The 15,117-nt window shown below is 74.5% G+C and carries 14 protein-coding genes, 1 other RNA gene and 1 pseudogene; 6 read left to right on the plus strand and 10 right to left on the minus strand.

The window, feature by feature from the left end; translation table 11 throughout:
• Positions 1 to 98: 98 nt before the first annotated feature.
• Positions 99 to 1,166: a GSCFA domain-containing protein gene (locus tag IEX99_RS16260; protein ID WP_188902195.1), complete on the minus strand. Its 1,068-nt coding sequence runs from the start codon at positions 1,164 to 1,166 to the stop codon at positions 99 to 101.
• Between the two features lie 241 nt (positions 1,167 to 1,407).
• Here IEX99_RS16260 and IEX99_RS16265 point away from each other — a divergent pair, with 241 nt between their 5' ends.
• A complete protein-coding gene (locus IEX99_RS16265; protein WP_188902197.1) occupies positions 1,408 to 1,650 on the plus strand; it encodes a hypothetical protein in 243 nt (80 codons plus the stop codon).
• Positions 1,651 to 1,820: 170 nt separating this feature from the next.
• Here the strand turns inward: IEX99_RS16265 and ftsH are convergent, their stop codons facing one another.
• From ftsH to IEX99_RS22840, 7 genes and pseudogenes are all read right to left on the minus strand, one after another.
• The gene (gene ftsH, locus IEX99_RS16270) at positions 1,821 to 3,668 is read right to left on the minus strand and encodes an ATP-dependent zinc metalloprotease FtsH (RefSeq protein WP_188902199.1); all 1,848 of its coding nucleotides are present in this window, start codon (positions 3,666 to 3,668) and stop codon (positions 1,821 to 1,823) included.
• A 53-nt stretch (positions 3,669 to 3,721) separates the two neighbouring features.
• A complete protein-coding gene (gene recR, locus IEX99_RS16275) occupies positions 3,722 to 4,321 on the minus strand; it encodes a recombination mediator RecR (protein ID WP_188902201.1) in 600 nt (199 codons plus the stop codon).
• A 37-nt stretch (positions 4,322 to 4,358) separates the two neighbouring features.
• Positions 4,359 to 4,691, minus strand: coding sequence for a YbaB/EbfC family nucleoid-associated protein (locus IEX99_RS16280; RefSeq protein WP_188902203.1), 333 nt, complete (start codon positions 4,689 to 4,691; stop codon positions 4,359 to 4,361).
• Positions 4,688 to 6,673 (minus strand): DNA polymerase III subunit gamma/tau, encoded by a 1,986-nt coding sequence (locus IEX99_RS16285; protein ID WP_188902205.1) that lies wholly within the window; start codon positions 6,671 to 6,673, stop codon positions 4,688 to 4,690. Before IEX99_RS16285 ends, IEX99_RS16280 begins: the two co-directional genes overlap by 4 nt.
• Before the next feature lie 56 nt (positions 6,674 to 6,729).
• Positions 6,730 to 6,826, minus strand: an RNA gene (gene ffs / locus IEX99_RS16290) — signal recognition particle sRNA small type.
• 268 nt (positions 6,827 to 7,094) lie between these two features.
• Complete coding sequence (locus IEX99_RS16295; protein ID WP_373285210.1) at positions 7,095 to 8,357, minus strand: MEDS domain-containing protein; 1,263 nt, start codon at positions 8,355 to 8,357, stop codon at positions 7,095 to 7,097.
• Positions 8,239 to 8,598, minus strand: a pseudogene (locus tag IEX99_RS22840) (hypothetical protein); the annotation flags it as partial. The pseudogene IEX99_RS22840 and the gene IEX99_RS16295, both read right to left, overlap by 119 nt.
• Here IEX99_RS22840 and nudC point away from each other — a divergent pair.
• Positions 8,588 to 9,514 (plus strand): NAD(+) diphosphatase, encoded by a 927-nt coding sequence (gene nudC / locus IEX99_RS16300; RefSeq protein ID WP_188902209.1) that lies wholly within the window; start codon positions 8,588 to 8,590, stop codon positions 9,512 to 9,514. The pseudogene IEX99_RS22840 and the gene nudC overlap by 11 nt on opposite strands.
• Entirely contained in the window at positions 9,511 to 9,840 is a 330-nt protein-coding gene (locus tag IEX99_RS16305) for a phosphoribosylamine--glycine ligase (RefSeq protein WP_188902211.1), read from the plus strand. The genes nudC and IEX99_RS16305 overlap by 4 nt, the downstream gene beginning before the upstream one ends.
• A 28-nt stretch (positions 9,841 to 9,868) precedes the next feature.
• On the opposite strand, the gene IEX99_RS16310 is transcribed toward IEX99_RS16305, so the two are convergent.
• Both IEX99_RS16310 and IEX99_RS16315 read right to left on the minus strand, forming a co-directional pair.
• Positions 9,869 to 10,738 (minus strand): prephenate dehydratase, encoded by an 870-nt coding sequence (locus IEX99_RS16310; RefSeq protein ID WP_188902213.1) that lies wholly within the window; start codon positions 10,736 to 10,738, stop codon positions 9,869 to 9,871.
• Positions 10,735 to 11,481, minus strand: coding sequence for a 3-deoxy-manno-octulosonate cytidylyltransferase (locus IEX99_RS16315; RefSeq protein ID WP_188902215.1), 747 nt, complete (start codon positions 11,479 to 11,481; stop codon positions 10,735 to 10,737). The genes IEX99_RS16310 and IEX99_RS16315 overlap by 4 nt, the downstream gene beginning before the upstream one ends.
• A gap of 185 nt (positions 11,482 to 11,666) precedes the next feature.
• On the opposite strand from IEX99_RS16315, the gene IEX99_RS16320 reads away from it, so the two are divergent.
• From IEX99_RS16320 to IEX99_RS16330, 3 genes are all read left to right on the plus strand, one after another.
• Positions 11,667 to 12,236: a c-type cytochrome gene (locus IEX99_RS16320; protein ID WP_188902217.1), complete on the plus strand. Its 570-nt coding sequence runs from the start codon at positions 11,667 to 11,669 to the stop codon at positions 12,234 to 12,236.
• A gap of 29 nt (positions 12,237 to 12,265) precedes the next feature.
• Positions 12,266 to 13,063, plus strand: coding sequence for a histidinol-phosphatase (gene hisN / locus IEX99_RS16325; RefSeq protein ID WP_188902218.1), 798 nt, complete (start codon positions 12,266 to 12,268; stop codon positions 13,061 to 13,063).
• 281 nt (positions 13,064 to 13,344) lie between these two features.
• Positions 13,345 to 15,117 carry an extracellular solute-binding protein gene (locus IEX99_RS16330; protein WP_229678080.1) on the plus strand — a complete coding sequence of 591 codons (1,773 nt, stop codon included), beginning with the start codon at positions 13,345 to 13,347 and terminating at the stop codon, positions 15,115 to 15,117.

A 15,117-nucleotide genomic window follows, 5' to 3' on the forward strand; every position in this document is an offset into this window, starting at 1 on the left:
TCCTTTGCTCAGGAACGCCGCACTAGGTGCCGCTCGGCAGGCCGCCGGCCCTCACCTCCCATGCACAGGAAGGCCGCAGGTCCTGACTGACGAGCCGGTCATCCGGCTTCTGCAGGCCGCACGCCGACTTCCTGGATCGGCGAAACGCTCCGCTCCATTCGCACCCCGGCCCGCGCGCTCTGCAGGCGGCTCTGAAGCAGGATCTGGTGGACGTCCGCCAGCGTCAGTCCCGTCTTGCAATAGACCGCCTCGAACGTCCGCATCACCACGTTCAGCACGTAGGCCGGCGGGTGCCGGTCGTCCAATCCAAAGCGATTGTAGAACAGCTCGGTGACGATCTCGAAGGAGGGGAAGTAGAACAGCCGGTCGTTCACGTCGGCTTGGTTGTCGCGCATGAACTCGTCCACGGCCGCGCGCAGGATCGCCTTCGAGGCCGAGCTCGCCGTGATGCAGCCGATCGGCCGGAACGTGGCCCTCAGCGGGATCGGCGACAGCGTGAACAGCAGGCGTGCCTGCGGGACGTGCTTCCTGATCAGGTCCCACATCCGCTGCAGCGCGGCCTTCGTCTCGGCCATGCTGCACACCCGGAAGCGATGGCGCGCTGGGTCGAACTTGTGTTTCGGGATGGCGCGCCAGAACACGCCGCCGGTCGGCTCGTCGTACCACACCTCCGACAGGCCGAGCGTGATGATAAAGAAGTCGGTCCGGAGAAAGAGGTCCCGCGTCTTGATCCGGATCTCCTCGGAGACCTCCATCGTCTCGGCGTCGTAGCCATGCCACAGCTCGCCGTGCGGTGCGATGTTCTCCAGCGCCCATTCAAGCTGCCCGAGCAAGGCGTAGACATTCACCAGGCCCTCGCCGATCCTGGATATGTAGACATCGGGCGCGCGGTCGCGGGAAGTGTTGTAGCCCAACGACGAGAGGTGCTTCGTGACGTTGGCGGCGAAGCAGGAGCCGAAGGCGGTGATGCAGGTGTCCTTGTCGATCAGTGGCTCGGACGGCATCCAGCCGTGCAGCAGGAAGCGCTCCAGGTAGATCGGATCGGCGATGTGCCTTCGCTCGGGGCCGAAATTGGCATTCTCGCCCCGGTAGAAGCTGCCGCCCTTAACGGCAAGCCGCTCGTCGGGCGGGTCCTGCTTGACGGATTGGTGCGCAGCTGCCTGCATGTTCCTCCACTCCAGACTGCATCGCCCTATTGATACTCTACTTTCAGGATTCGGTTCGACAAGTGCGCATTTGCGGCCATAGTCCGCACCCGGACGAGTCGGGGCTGGCCTTCGGCGCCTTCCAATGCGTGGTCGGGCACCGCAGCGGGGCTAAGCCGGGGTAAGGCCGGCAATCGCCGTCCGCCGCTTCCACGCACACAGCCGGCGCAACGTGATTTGCGTGTTGCAGGCCGTACCCGGTGTGAAGTTGATGCAGGTGGTGCCGCCGCCGATGGCGGCGACGGCGCAGACGCTGCACGCGAGCCTCGGCGTCGGGCTGGCGAGCGGGGCGCTGACGCTGGCGAGCGGGCCGCTCTACGCGGCGCTGGGCGGGGCGGCGTTCTGGGCGATGGCGGGGCTGTGCGCGGCGGCGGTGCCGGTGGCGTGGCGGCTGCGCGGGGTGCTGGCGCGAGGGCCTCGGCCCGATCAGCACGGCCTGCACTGACCGTCTCGGGACCCGAGCGCGGTCGGACCCGATGCCGCGCGCGTGCCGGCGAGCGGCCGGCGGTCCCGGGCGCTCGCCCGGCGCCGAGAAGCGCGGCCACGGCCTGCGGCGGCCCTGCCGGTCCGGCCTCGCCAGGGCCGGGCGCCGAACCGGCGGCCTGGCCCGCCACGCTACTCGGCGGCGCGGCGCTCCTCCGAGGGGCGGGGCCCCAGGCCCACGATCTCCCTCAGCTCCGCCTCGTCCAGCGTCTCCTTCTCGAGCAGCCGCCGGGCGGCGCGCTCGAGCACGTCGCGGCGCTCGCGCAGGACGCTCAACGTCCGCTCCAGCATGCGGTCCACGATGGCGCGCACCTCCGCGTCGATGGCGTTGCCCGTCTCCTCGCCGAAGTCGCGCTCGCGCGGGCCGAGCGGCAGCGCGTTCGGGCCGGCGAGGAAGGTCCGCGGGTCGCGCTCGTAGGCGACGCTGCCGAGACGCTCGGACATGCCGTAGCGCGTCACCATGGCGCGGGCGATGTCGGTGACGCGCTGCAGGTCGTCGGCGGCCCCCGTGGAGAGGTGGTTGAACACCAGCAGCTCGGCGGCGCGCCCGCCGAGCAGGACCATCATCTTGTTCTCCAGCTCCTCGCGCGTCATCAGGAAGCGGTCCTCGGTCGGGCGCTGGATGGTGTAGCCGAGCGCGCCGATGCCGCGCGGGATGATCGAGACCTTGTGCACCGGATCCACCCCGGGCAGGGCGAGCGCCACCAGCGCGTGGCCCATCTCGTGGTAGGCGACGACCTCGCGCTCGCGCGGGTTGAGCAGGCGGTTGCGCTTCTCGAGGCCGGCGACGATGCGCTCGACCGCGTTGGTGAAGTCGGCCATGGTGACGGCGTCGGCGCCGCGGCGGGTGGCGAGCAGTGCCGCCTCGTTCACCAGGTTGGCGAGGTCGGCGCCGGTGAAGCCCGGCGTCAGCCCGGCCACCTTCTCGGCGTCCACCTCCGGCGCCAGCTTCACCTTGCGCATGTGGACCTGCAGGATCTGCACGCGCCCCTTCTTGTCCGGCCGGTCCACCAGCACCTGGCGGTCGAAGCGCCCGGCGCGCAGCAGCGCGGGATCGAGGATCTCGGGCCGGTTGGTCGCGGCGAGGATGACGAGGCCGGAGCGCGAGTCGAAGCCGTCCATCTCGGCGAGGAGCTGGTTCAGCGTCTGCTCCGCCTCCTGGTGCCCGCCGCCGAGGGGCCCGGGGATGCCGCGCGCGCGGCCGAGCGCGTCCAGCTCGTCTATGAAGATGATGGCCGGGGCCTTGGCGCGCGCCTGCTCGAACAGGTCGCGCACGCGCGCCGCGCCGACGCCGACGAACATCTCGACGAACTCCGAGCCGGAGATGGAGAAGAACGGGACCTTCGCCTCGCCCGCCACCGCCTTGGCGAGCAGCGTCTTGCCCGTCCCCGGCGGCCCGACCAGCAGCACGCCCTTCGGCATCCGTCCGCCGAGGCGGCCGTAGCGCCCGGGGTCCTTGAGGAAGTCGACGATCTCGCGCAGCTCGTCCTTGGCCTCGTCCACGCCGGCGACGTCGGCGAAGGTGACGCCGGTGTCGGATTCGACATAGACCTTGGCCTTGCTCTTGCCGATCTGCATCAGCCCGCCCTGCGCGCCCATCAGGCGGCGGCCGAGCCACAGCCAGACGCCGACGAACAGGGCGACGGGCACGATCCAGGAGAGCAGGTCGCGGAGGAGGGTGTTCTCGATCTGGCCGGTGTAGCGGACCCCGTAGCGTTCCAGCTCCTGCGCGATCTCCGGCTCGACGCGGGTGGTCGCGAAGCGCGTCTGCCCGCCGGGCAGGGGTTCCCTCAGCGTGCCCTGGATGAAGCGGTCGGAGACGCCGACCTCGACGACCTTGCCTTCGCGCAGCAGCGCCTGGAACTGGCTGTAGGGAATGGTCGCGACCTGCTGGCCGACCGCGATGAAGTACTGGATGACGAGCAGGCCGAGCAGCGCGGCGACCCAGTACCAGAGGTTGAACCTGTTCTTGTCGGTCATGCCCGGTCCTTCCGCGTGGCGAGCCCGCGCGCCGTGCGTCAACGCGGAAGCGCCTAGGCCGGCCTGCGTGCCTTCACCGCCGCCGCCAGCGTGCCGTCGTCCAGCACGTCGAGCGCGCCGCCGATCGGCACGCCCTGCGCCAGCCGCGTGATCCGCACGCCGCTCGGCCGCAGCCTGTCGGTCAGGTAGTGCGCCGTGGTCGCGCCGTCCACCGTCGCGGGCAGGGCGAGGATCACCTCCTCCACCCCGCCCCCCTCCGCCACGCGCGCGACCAGCGACCGGATCGCGAGGTCCTCCGGCCCGACGCCGCCGAGCGCGGAGAGCGTGCCGCCGAGCACGTGGTAGAGGCCGCGGTGCACCTGCGCGCGCTCCAGCGCCCAGAGGTCGGCCACCCCCTCCACCACGCAGATCACCCCGCGCTCGCGCCGCGGGTCGCGGCAGATCGCGCAGGGGCTCCGCGTGTCGAGGTTGCCGCAGACGGCGCAGGGGCGCACCGCCTCCGCCGCCTCGCGCAACGCCTCGGCGAGCGGCAGCATGGTCGCCTCGGGGTGCATCAGCATGCGCAGCACGGCGCGGCGCGCGCTGCGCCGGCCGAGCCCCGGCAGCTTCGCCAGCAGCCCGACGAGGCGCTCGATCGGTTCGGACTCGCTCATCGCGGTCGCAGCCGGGCGGTTCCCCGGAGACGGAGCCTCAGAACGGCAGCTTGAGCCCGCCCGGCAGGCTCGGGAGGCTGAGCCCCGCGGTCGCCTTCTGCATCTCCTCGGCCATCGCCGCCTCGACCTTCTGCTTGGCGTCGGCGTGGGCGGCGACGAGCAGGTCCTCGAGCACCTCGCGCTCGTCGGCCGACATCAGGCTCGGGTCTATCGCCACGCGCCGCAGGTCGCCCTTGCCGGAGAGCGTGACCTTCACCATGCCGGCGCCCGACTGGCCCTCCACCTCGAGGGTCTCGAGCCGCGCCTGCATCTCCTGCATGCGCTGCTGCATCTGCTGCGCCTGCTTGAGCATGTTGCCGAGGTTCTTCATGGGCCGGCGTATCCGTCCGCTGGGGGAATGTCGTCGTCGTCGAGATCGGCGGGCTCGGCCTCGGGCGGGGCGAAGCCGCCCGGGTCGTCGTCCTCCGCCTCCGCGGTGCGCGCGGCCGGCGTGGGCTCCGCGGCGAGGCCGTAGGCGTCGGCCGCGGCGTCGCGCACCGCCTCGATGGTCGCGCCGGGGAAGGCGGCGAGGATGGCCTGCACCAGCGGGTGGCTGCGCGCCACCGCGCGCCGCTCCGCCTCCGCGGCGCGGCCCTGCTCGGCCAGCGTCGGCTCGCCCTCGGCGTTGGAGAGGGCGACGGTCCAGCGCGCGCCGGTCTCCTCCTGCAGCATCGCCGCGAGCTGGGCGGCGAGGTCGCGCGGCGCGGCGGGCTCGACGCGGATCTCGATGCGCCCGGGGGCGAAGCGCACCGGATGCACGTTGTGGACCAGGTGCGCGTGCAGCATCGGCCGCGTGCCGGAGGCGAGCGCCACCACCTCGCGGAAGCTGCCGGGCGCCGCCCGCGCGACCGGCGCGGCGGCCGCCGCGGCGCTCGCCACCGCGCCGCCCCCCGCCATCGCGCGCAGCCCGCCGCCGCCCGGCGCGGCCGGGCGCGGAGCGGCGGCGGCGGACATCGCCCCGCCCTCGGTCAGCCGCCTCACCAGCTCGCCCGGGGTCGGCAGGTCCGCCGCGTGGGCCAGGCGGATCAGCACCATCTCCGCCGCGGCGCGGCGGTCCACGCCCTCCTGCTGCACCTCGGCGATGCCCTTGAGCAGCATCTGCCACGCCCGCGCCAGCACCGGCACGGAGAGCCTCGCCGCCAGCGCCGCGCCGCGCGTGCGCTCCGCCTCCGGCAGCGCCGGGTCGTCGCGCAGCGCCGGCACCGCGCGCATCCGCGAGAGCAGGTGCGTCAGCTCGGCGAGGTCGGTGAGCACCACCAGCGGATCGGCCCCGCGCTCGTGCGCGCGGTCCATCAGCGCGAGCGCGCCGGCCACGTCGCCGCCCATCAGCGCCTCGAACAGGTCGAGGACGAGGCCTCGGTCGGCGAGGCCGAGCATGTCGCGCACCGCCTCGGCGCCCACCGCGCCGCCGGCGCCGGCCAGCGCGATCGCCTGGTCGAGCAGCGAGAGCCCGTCGCGCACGCTGCCGTCGGCGGCGCGCGCGATCATCGCCAGCGCCTCGGGCTCGGCGGCGACGCCCTCGCGCTCCAGCACGCGGGCGAAGTGCGCGCGCAGATCCTCCTGGGGGACGCGGCGCAGGTAGTGCGTCTGGCAGCGCGAGCGGATGGTGAGCGGCACCTTGCGCAGCTCGGTCGTCGCCAGCATGAACTTCACCTGCGGCGGCGGCTCCTCCAGCGTCTTGAGCAGCGCGTTGAAGGCGGCGCCGGAGAGCATGTGCACCTCGTCCAGGATCAGCACCTTGAAGCGGCCCTGGACCGGGCGGTAGCGCAGCGTCTCGCGCAGCTCGCGCACGTCGTCCACGCTGTTGTTGGAGGCGGCGTCGAGCTCGACCACGTCCGGGTGGCGGTCGGCGAGGATGGCGCGGCATTCGGGGCAGGTGCCGCAGGGGTCCACCGTCGGCCCGCCCTTCCCGTCCGGCCCGACGCAGTTCAGCGCGCGGGCGACGATGCGCGCGGTGGTGGTCTTGCCGACGCCGCGCACGCCGGTGAGGAGGAAGGCGTGCGGCACGCGGTTCTGGGCGAAGGCGTTGCGCAGGGTGCGGACCAGCGCCTCCTGCCCGATCAGCTCGGCGAAGGTGGTGGGGCGGTACTTGCGCGCGAGGACGCGGTAGGCGGCGGCGTCGCCGGCCCTGGCGCCGGGCGGAGCCGCCGCATCGTCCGCGGCGGCGGCGGATCGCGGCGGCGGCGGGGCGCCGAACAGCCCCGGCCCCTCGGGCGGGGGCGGCTCGGGCAGCCCTTCCTCGGCCGCCGGCGCGGCATCGGCGGCCGGGGGAGCGCCGGAAGGAGAGCCGAAGAGGGTCTGGTCGGCGGCCATGCGTGCGCGCGGCGGGGTCCCGAAGGGCGGCCGCAGAGGGGGCCGGCGTGGAACAGGTGGAAGGCCGGCGAAGCGACCCGGGCGGAACTCGTTACGGCTGCTTCCTTCCGGACCTGACCGGGTTGGCGAGGCGCCCGTCCGTCACCGACCTTCCGCCGAGAGATATCATGCCTCCGGGGCGCGCCGGCAACCCGGGGGCCGCGCAAAGGCGCCGGGGCCGCCGGCGAAGCGGCCGTGGCCGCCGAGCGCGGCCCGGCCGGAAGGCGCGAGCCGCCCCGCCCCCCGCGCCGGACGGATCGGCATCGGGCCGAGCGCGGCGATCGGCAGCGCACGGCCCCATGGCCGGCTTCGCCGAGGGGCGGACGGCCCGCATGGCGCGTCGCGTCACCCTGCGCAGACGAGCCGCAGTTCCGTGCCTCCGTCAGGGCCGGCCGGCGCGATGCTCACCCCGGCCCCTGACCTGCCGGGCGATGCCCTCGACCAGCGCGATCCCGGCGCCACGCCGCCGTCCGCGCCCGCCCGCGCCCTCCCCCTCCGCGCCGTCCCTCTCCGCTGCACCCGGCGGCATCCCCACCCCGTCGTCGCGCACCACCAGTTCGCCGCTTCCGCCGCCGGCCGGGGCGCGGAAGACGATGCGCGGGCGTCCGGCCCGCCCCCCGGGAAAGGCGTGCTTGCAGGCATTGGTGACCGCCTCGGCCGCGACCGGCCCGAGCGGCACCGCGGCATCCAGCCCGACGACCTGTCCCTCCGCCGCGACCTCGATCGCCACGCGCGAGCCGAGGCCGAAGCTGTCCGCGGTCGCCCGGCCGAGCGCGCGGAGATACGCGCCGAAGTCCACCTCGTCGGGGCCGATCGCGCCGGCGGGCGGGCGGCAGAGCGCCTCGTGCGCCAGGCTCATCGCCCGGCTCCGGCGCAGCGTGTCCCCGAAGGCGGAGCGCACCTCCGGCGCGTCGAACTGCCGCGCCTTCAGGCCGAGCAGGCTGGCCACGACCTGCAGGTTGTTCTTGACCCGGTGGTGCAGCTCCCGCAGCAGCGCGTCACGCTCGGCGAGCGCCGCGGCCAGCCCCGCGGTGCGCTCGGCGACCCGGTCCTTGAGCTCCGCGTTGAGGCGCCGGAGCTCCTCCCTGGCCAGCTTGACCGAGCCGCTCTCGATCATCGTCCACGCGCCGCGCCGCCGCGCCAGGGCGAAACCGTGGTTCTGCACCACGTCCATCGCCGCCCCCGCGTCGCAGCGCCCGGCGCAGTAGCTGCACAGCGCCACCACGCGGTGGTCGCAGAAGCAGGCGTTCACCCTGGCCTCGTACTCGGCGAAGGAGTCCCGGTCGGCGGCCTCGAGGAAGGAGGTGTTGCCGGCCAGCCGGAAGCCGCTGCGCCCGCGCGCCAGCGCCTCGCCCTTGCGGCGGAGCCAGCCGGCGATGATCGCGTCGGCGCCCACCTTGCCGACGCGGTGGCCGTACCAGGCCTCGTGGTCGAGGATCTCGATCTGGCCCCGGCGGATCCGCGCGTCGAGGTCCGGCACGGCGTTGCGCAGCGCGTCCGTCCGTCGCGTCGGCGGCGCGCAGCGGCGGGGCGGCGAACCACAGGCATTGCCCGTCCCCGTCGAGGCCCGCCTTGACGTAGGGGACGAGCGTATCGGCGAGGTCCTCGGCGGTCTCGTAGAAATGGCAGAAATGGGCGCCCCCAGCGCACCGGCCCGACTGCGGGAATGCCGCTGTCCGCCCATGGCCGCTGCCGCATCGAGGACCTTCCTCGCTCGCGCGGCGCGAGCATAGGCGCCGCCGGGGCCCCGGCAGCACGTCCCGGAAACCGGAAACGCGGCGCCCGGGACACAACCGGTTCATCCGACAGCCGCGGCGGAGGCGGGCGCCGGCGCGGTTGCCGGGGCGGCGCGCGCGTGGCACCGTCCGCCCCCGCATGCTCTCCATCCCCGCCAGCCGCCCCAACGCCTACACCGGCAGCCCGCTCGACCGCGCCTCCGGCCGCCGCGACGACGCGGCGTTCATCGCCCGGGCGCTCGCCGATCCGGACAGCCTCTTCGTCCCGGTCTGGCGCGCCCGCAACCTGATGAAGGGCGTCGCCGAGGGCCGCCCCGAGGCGCTGCTGATCAGCGGCGGCGCGGCGGAGCGGCTGCGCATGGCGGGCGGCCCCTGGGCCTTCCTCGGCTTCTGGGGAGGGCGCGCGGTCTTCGCCGTCGACTGCTCCACCGCCGACGACCCGCTGCCCCTGCTGCCCGAGAGCGTCGGCACCTTCGCCGACCTGCGCCAGGTGGCGGGGCTGCTGCCGCCGGGCGAGGCCTCCGTTCTCGCCCATGCCCGCGGCCTGATGCACTGGCGGGTGAAGCACCGCTTCTGCGGCGTCTGCGGCAACCCGTGCGAGCCGCGGAGCGCGGGCCACGTGATGCAGTGCACGGGCTGCGACGCGCAGCATTTCCCGCGCACCGACCCGGCGGTAATCATGCTGGTGGTGCGCGGCGACCGCTGCCTGCTCGGCCATTCGCACCGCTTCCCCAACACCCGGATGTACTCGACCCTGGCCGGCTTCGTCGAGCCGGGCGAGAGCCTGGAGGAGGCGGTCCGGCGCGAGGTGCTCGAGGAGACGGGCGTGCGCGTCGGCGCGGTGCAGTACCACTCCTCGCAGCCCTGGCCCTTCCCCTCCTCGATCATGCTCGGCTTCCACGCCGAGGCGCTGAGCGAGGAGATCGCCATAGACCCGGACGAGCTGCGCGACGCGCGCTGGTTCTCGCGCGCCGAGCTGCGCGAGAGCGAGGCGCTGGGCTTCTCCCTGCCGCGCGTGGACTCGATCGCGCGCCGCCTGATCGAGGACTGGCTCGCCCTGGCATGACCCCGCCCCGCCACACCCCCGCCGTCCGCGCCGGGCTCGCGGCGCTGCTGCTTCCGGTTCTGCTCGCCGCCGCCTGCGGCCCGCGCCGCGCGGCCGAGGCGCCGGCCGATCCGGAATCGCCCGAGGCCGCGCTCTGCCGCGCCGAGGCGCGCGGCAGCCCCGAGGTGCGGCGCCTGGCGCGCGAGCTCAACGCGGACAACCAGCAGAACGCGCTGCGCGTCGGCGAGGAGCGCCGCATCGCCGAGATCCGCGCCTTCCGCGACTGCATGCGCCGCCGCGGCGCCGCCATGCCGGGCGGGGTGGAGCCGGTGCGGCAGTCGTTCTGAGGGCGGCGGGCCGAGCGCCGCCCCTCGCTCAATCCCCCGCCGCGGCCTGGTCCAGCCGGTAGGGATGCGCCGGATAGGCGCCGAGCACGCGCAGCTCGCGCGAGAAGAAGGCGAGCTCCTCCAGCGCGCGCTTGAGCGGCGGCTGCTCCGGGTGGCCGTCCACGTCGCAGAGGAACTGGGTCGCCGTGAAGTGCCCGTTGAGCATGTAGCTCTCGAGCTTGGTCATGTTCACGCCGTTGGTCGCGAAGCCGCCCAGTGCCTTGTAGAGCGCCGCCGGCACGTTGCGCACGCGGAAGACGAAGGTGGTGACGGTGTTCGGCGCCTCGGGCGGCGGGTCGCGCCGCTCCCGCGCCATGACGTAGAAGCGCGTCGTGTTGTGCGGCGCGTCCTCGACGTTGCGGCGCAGGATCTCGAGGCCGTAGATCTCGGCCGCCAGCGCCGAGGCCACCGCCGCGTCCTCCACCCCGCCGCGCCGCGCGATCATCGCCGCGGCGCCGGCGGTGTCCGCCTCGATCACCGGCTCGAGCCTCAGCTCCTCGATCAGCCTCAGCACCTGGCCGAGCGCCACCGGATGGCTGTGCAGGCGGCGGATGGTCGCGACCGTCGCGCCCCGCGGCGCGAGCAGGCAGTGCTCGACCCGCTCGAAGTGCTCGCCCACCACGTAGAGGCCGGACTCGGGCAGCAGGCGGTGGATGTCGGGCACCCGGCCGGCGAGCGAGTTCTCGCAGGGCAGCATGGCGAGCTCGGCGCGGCCCTCGCGCACCGCCGCCATCGCCGCCTCGAAGCTCGGGCAGGGCAGCGTCGTCCAGCCCGGATAGGCGTCGCGGCAGGCGAGGTCGGAATAGGCGCCGGGCAGGCCCTGGAAAGCGATGACGCGGCGGCCCCGGTCGGTGCTCATTGCGGTTCCCCGGACGGGAGGAGGGCGCGGCGAGCGCGCTCCAGGTCCTCCGGCGTGTCCACGCCGAACGGCCCGTGCGCGATCCGCGCGACGGCGATCCGCATGCCGGCCTCGAGCGCCCGGAGCTGCTCCAGCCGCTCGCGCCGCTCGAGCGGGCTCGGCGGCAGCGCCACGAAGCGGTCGAGGGCGGCGCGGCGGAAGGCGTAGATGCCGATGTGGTGCCAGCGCGGTCCCTCGCCCCAGGGGATCGGCAGGCGCGAGAAGTAGAGCGCCGGCGCGACCCGCGCCTCGCCCGCGAAGGCGCAGGCGCACTTCACGAAGGACTCCGTCTCCGCCTCGCGCGCGTCGGCGATCGGGCAGACCAGCGTCGCGATGTCCACCGCCGGGTCGGCGAGCGGGGCGAGCACGGCGCGCAGCGCCTCGGGCGCGAGGGTCGGGAAGTCCCCCTGCAGGTTCACCACCACGTCGTGCGCGCCGGCGGGGTCGAGCGCGGCGAGCGCGCGGTGCACCCGGTCCGTGCCCGAGGGCAGGTCCTCCGCCACCACCACCGCGCGCCCGCCCGCGGCGCGCACCGCCGCGGCGATCTCCGGCTCGGCGCAGGCGACCGCGGCGGGGCCGATCGCCGCCTCGCGCGCCCGGTCCAGCACGTGCAGGACCATCGGCCGGCCGTGGATGTCGGCGAGCGGCTTGCCCGGCAGCCGCGTCGCGGCCATGCGGGCGGGGATGACGACGATCGGGTTCACGCGCGGGGCGGTGGAGCGGGCGACGGCCTTGCCGGCGACGGGTTGATGGGGCGGAGGGAGCGCACTATGGTCCGGCCGGCTTTTAGGCGAGGCGGCCCCGCGGCGCAAACTCCGGCTCCGGCGGGCCGCCTCGTTGGCATCGGCGCCCGCCGCCCGGCGGCGCAGGGAGAGGGTTCGGTCCGCGCATGGACAGCATGGAACTCAACAAGATCCTCGCCGCCATCCTGACGGCGGGGGTCGCTTTCGGAGTGGCGGGCTTCATCGGCCGCATGGTGGTCCATCCGACCATGCCGCATGAGAGCGCGATCCGCATCGGCGAGCCGGCCGCCACGCAGGTGGCCCAGCCCGCGGCCCCGGCCGCCCCCGCCCTGGAGCCGATCACCCCCCTGCTGGCCAGCGCCGATCCCCAGAACGGCGAGGCCCTCGCGCGGCGGCTCTGCGCCGCCTGCCACACCTTCAACGAGGGCGGACGCAGCGGCGTCGGCCCGAACCTCTACGGCATCGTGGGCGCGCCGCATGCCCATGTGCAGGGCTTCAACTACTCGGCGGCGCTCCGCGCCAAGGAGGGGCCCTGGACCTACGAGGAGCTGAACGCCTGGCTCGCCAATCCGCGCGCCTACGCGCCGGGCAACCGCATGGCCTTCGCCGGCATGGCGAACGCCCAGCAGCGCGCCGACCTGATCGCCTATCTGCGCTCCATCTCCCCCGGCGCGCCCGCCCCCGAGGCGGCCGCGGCCGGCGCGCCGGCGCGCTGAGGGCGCCGCGCCCGCCGGTGCAGCCTCGCGTGCCGGCCGACGCGCCGCCGCTCGCGCCGGGTTTCGTCGCCACGGCCGAGGCCGCGGCCGACGCGGCCGGCGCGGTGATCCGCCCGCTGTTCCGCTCCGCCCTGCTGGTCGAGGCCAAGGGCGACGCCTCCCCGGTCACCGAGGCCGACCGCGCCGCGGAGCGCGCGATCCGCGAGCTCATCGCTGCCCGCTTCCCCGATCACGGCGTGATCGGGGAGGAGTTCGGCGCCGAGCGCGCCGACGCGGAGTGGGTGTGGGTGGTCGATCCGATCGACGGTACCCGCGCCTTCGTCACCGGCCGCCCCCTGTTCGGCTCCCTGATCGGACTGCTGCACCGGGGACGGCCGGTGCTCGGCCTGATCGACCAGCCGGCCGCCGGCGAGCGCTGGCTCGGCGTGGCGGGCCGCAAGACCCGGTTCCGCTCGCCGCTCGGCGGGACAGTCGGCTGCCGACCCTGCGCGCGGCTCGCCGAGGCGGAGCTCTCCTGCACCTCGCCCGACATGTTCCGCCCCGAGGAGCGGCCGGGCTTCGAGCGCCTGCGCGCCGCGGCGCGGCGCGTGACCTGGGGCGGCGACTGCTACGCCTACGGCCTGCTCGCCCTCGGCCTGCTGGATGTGGTGGCGGAGAGCACGATGAAGCCCTGGGACTGGGCCGCGCTGGTGCCCGTGGTCGAGGGCGCGGGCGGGCGCGTGACGGGCTGGAACGGTCGGCCGCTGACCCTCGAATCCGACGGCCGGGTCCTCGCGGTCGGCGACCCGGCGCTGCTGCCGGAAGCGGTGGGCCTGCTCGGCGGCTGACCGGGGCGCGTCGGGCCTGGCGCCGCGCGGCACGGCGGTCGCCATCCCCCTGCGCGAGGCGCGCCGAGGGCCGATGGCGCCGCCGCCGCGCCGGCAGGCCGGCGGAAACGCCCCTCCGCCATTGCCGTGGGCGGGCGGGGGCACCATACCTTCGCGACATGCGCCGCCGTGACCTTCTGGCCCTTGGCGCCCTGGGCGCCCTCGGGCCGTCCCGCATCGCCCGCGCCGAGCCGGGCGCCGCCACGCCCCGTCCGCCGCCCGCCCCCCCGGAGGACGGCGCGGTGGTCCGCACCCATGCCCTGTCGCTGCTCGGCGAACCGGCGCTGCCGCCCGGCTTTCCGCACTGGCCCTGGGTGAACCCCGACGCGCCGAAGGGGGGCGAGATCGCGCTGACCGCGATCGGCAGCTTCGACAGCTTCAACCCCTTCGTCCTGCGCGGCACGGCGGCGGTCGGCATCGGCAACCTGTACGACCGCCTGACCCGCACCAGCGCCGACGAGGCGGCGACCGACTACGGCCACCTCGCCGAGACCATCGAGCTCTCCGCCGACCGCCTGACCATCGCCTACGAGCTGCGCGAAGGCGCGCGCTGGCACGACGGCCGCCCGATCACCGCCGAGGACGTGGTCTGGACCTTCGAGACGCTGCGCCAGCATGGCCGCCCGTTCTACCGCGCCTACTGGGCCGACGTGGCGGAGGTGAAGGCGGACGGCCCGCGCCGCGTCGTCTACCGCCTGCGCACGGCGCAGAACCGCGAGCTGCCGCAGATCATCGGCCAGATGTACGTGCTGCCGAAGCACTGGTGGGAGGGCCGCGACTTCGCGCGGCCGAGCCTCGACATCCCGCTCGGCTCCGGCCCCTACCGCATCGAGCGCTTCGAGCCCGGGCGCACGATCGTCTATCGCCGCGTCGAGGACTACTGGGCGCGCGACCTCAACACCATGCGCGGCACGGCGAACTGGGACCGCATCCGCTACGAGTACTTCCGCGACAACACCGTGGCGCTGGAGGCCTTCAAGGCCGGCCAGATCGACTTCCGCACCGAGAACGTCGCCAAGGACTGGGCGACCGCCTACGACTTCCCCGCGGCGCGGCGCGGCCTGGTGAGGCTCGAGGAGATCCGCCACGAGATCCCGACCGGCATGCAGTGCTTCGCCGTCAACCTGCGCCGCCCGCTGTTCCGGGACGCCCGCGTGCGCCGCGCGCTGATCGAGGTGTTCGACTTCGAGTGGATGAACGCCAACCTGTTCTACGGCGCCTACACCCGCACGACCTCCTACTTCTCCAACTCCGAGCTGGCCTCGAGCGGCCTGCCGGAGGGGCGCGAGCGCGAGATCCTGGAGGGCTTCCGCGGCCGCATCCCCGAGGAGGTGTTCACCGAGGAGTACCGCCTCCCGGTCACCGACGGCTCGGGCAGCAACCGCGACGCGCTGCGGCGCGCGCTCCGGCTGCTGCGCGAGGCGGGCTGGACGGTGCGCGACCGGCGCCTGGTGAACGCGGAGGGACGGCCCTTCGAGTTCGAGATCCTGCTCTCCTCGCCGAGCTTCGAGCGCGTCGCCCTGCCCTACCGGGAATGGCTGGAGCGGCTCGGCATGTCGGTGCAGGTGCGCACCGTGGACCCGGCGCAGTACCAGAAGCGGATCGAGAGCTTCGACTACGACATGACGGTCGAGGTGATCCCGCAGAGCCTGTCGCCGGGCAACGAGCAGCGCGACTTCTTCACCTGCGCCAAGGTCGAGGAGCCGGGCAGCCGGAACGTCGCCGGCATCTGCGACCCGGTGATCGACGAGCTGGTCGAGCTGGTGATCGCCGCGCCCGACCGGGCGGAGCTGGTGGCGCGCACCCGCGCGCTCGACCGGGTGCTGCTCTGGCACAACTTCGTCGTCCCGCACTGGCACATCCAGAGCTTCCGCGTCGCCTACTGGGACAAGTTCGGGCGCCCGCCGCGCAACCCGCGCTACGACCTCGGCCTCGATTCCTGGTGGGTGGAGCGCGGGCGCGAGGGCGCGGTCGAGGAAGGCCGGCGCGCGGCGGCGGAGCCGCAGCGGCGGTAG

Origin of the sequence: Caldovatus sediminis, from assembly GCF_014644455.1 — a bacterium.
In the GTDB taxonomy this organism is placed as follows: Bacteria; Pseudomonadota; Alphaproteobacteria; order Acetobacterales; family Acetobacteraceae; genus Caldovatus; species Caldovatus sediminis.

Coding starts and splice junctions, on each gene's coding strand:
- IEX99_RS16280 (WP_188902203.1), bottom strand. CDS start 4,691: ATGAAGAACCTCGGCAACATGCTCAAGCAGGCGCAGCAGATGCAGCAG.
- IEX99_RS16285 (WP_188902205.1), bottom strand. CDS start 6,673: ATGGCCGCCGACCAGACCCTCTTCGGCTCTCCTTCCGGCGCTCCCCCG.
- nudC (WP_188902209.1), top strand. CDS start 8,588: ATGCTCTCCATCCCCGCCAGCCGCCCCAACGCCTACACCGGCAGCCCG.
- IEX99_RS16310 (WP_188902213.1), bottom strand. CDS start 10,738: ATGAGCACCGACCGGGGCCGCCGCGTCATCGCTTTCCAGGGCCTGCCC.
- IEX99_RS16305 (WP_188902211.1), top strand. CDS start 9,511: ATGACCCCGCCCCGCCACACCCCCGCCGTCCGCGCCGGGCTCGCGGCG.
- IEX99_RS16320 (WP_188902217.1), top strand. CDS start 11,667: ATGGACAGCATGGAACTCAACAAGATCCTCGCCGCCATCCTGACGGCG.
- recR (WP_188902201.1), bottom strand. CDS start 4,321: ATGAGCGAGTCCGAACCGATCGAGCGCCTCGTCGGGCTGCTGGCGAAG.
- IEX99_RS16260 (WP_188902195.1), bottom strand. CDS start 1,166: ATGCAGGCAGCTGCGCACCAATCCGTCAAGCAGGACCCGCCCGACGAG.
- ftsH (WP_188902199.1), bottom strand. CDS start 3,668: ATGACCGACAAGAACAGGTTCAACCTCTGGTACTGGGTCGCCGCGCTG.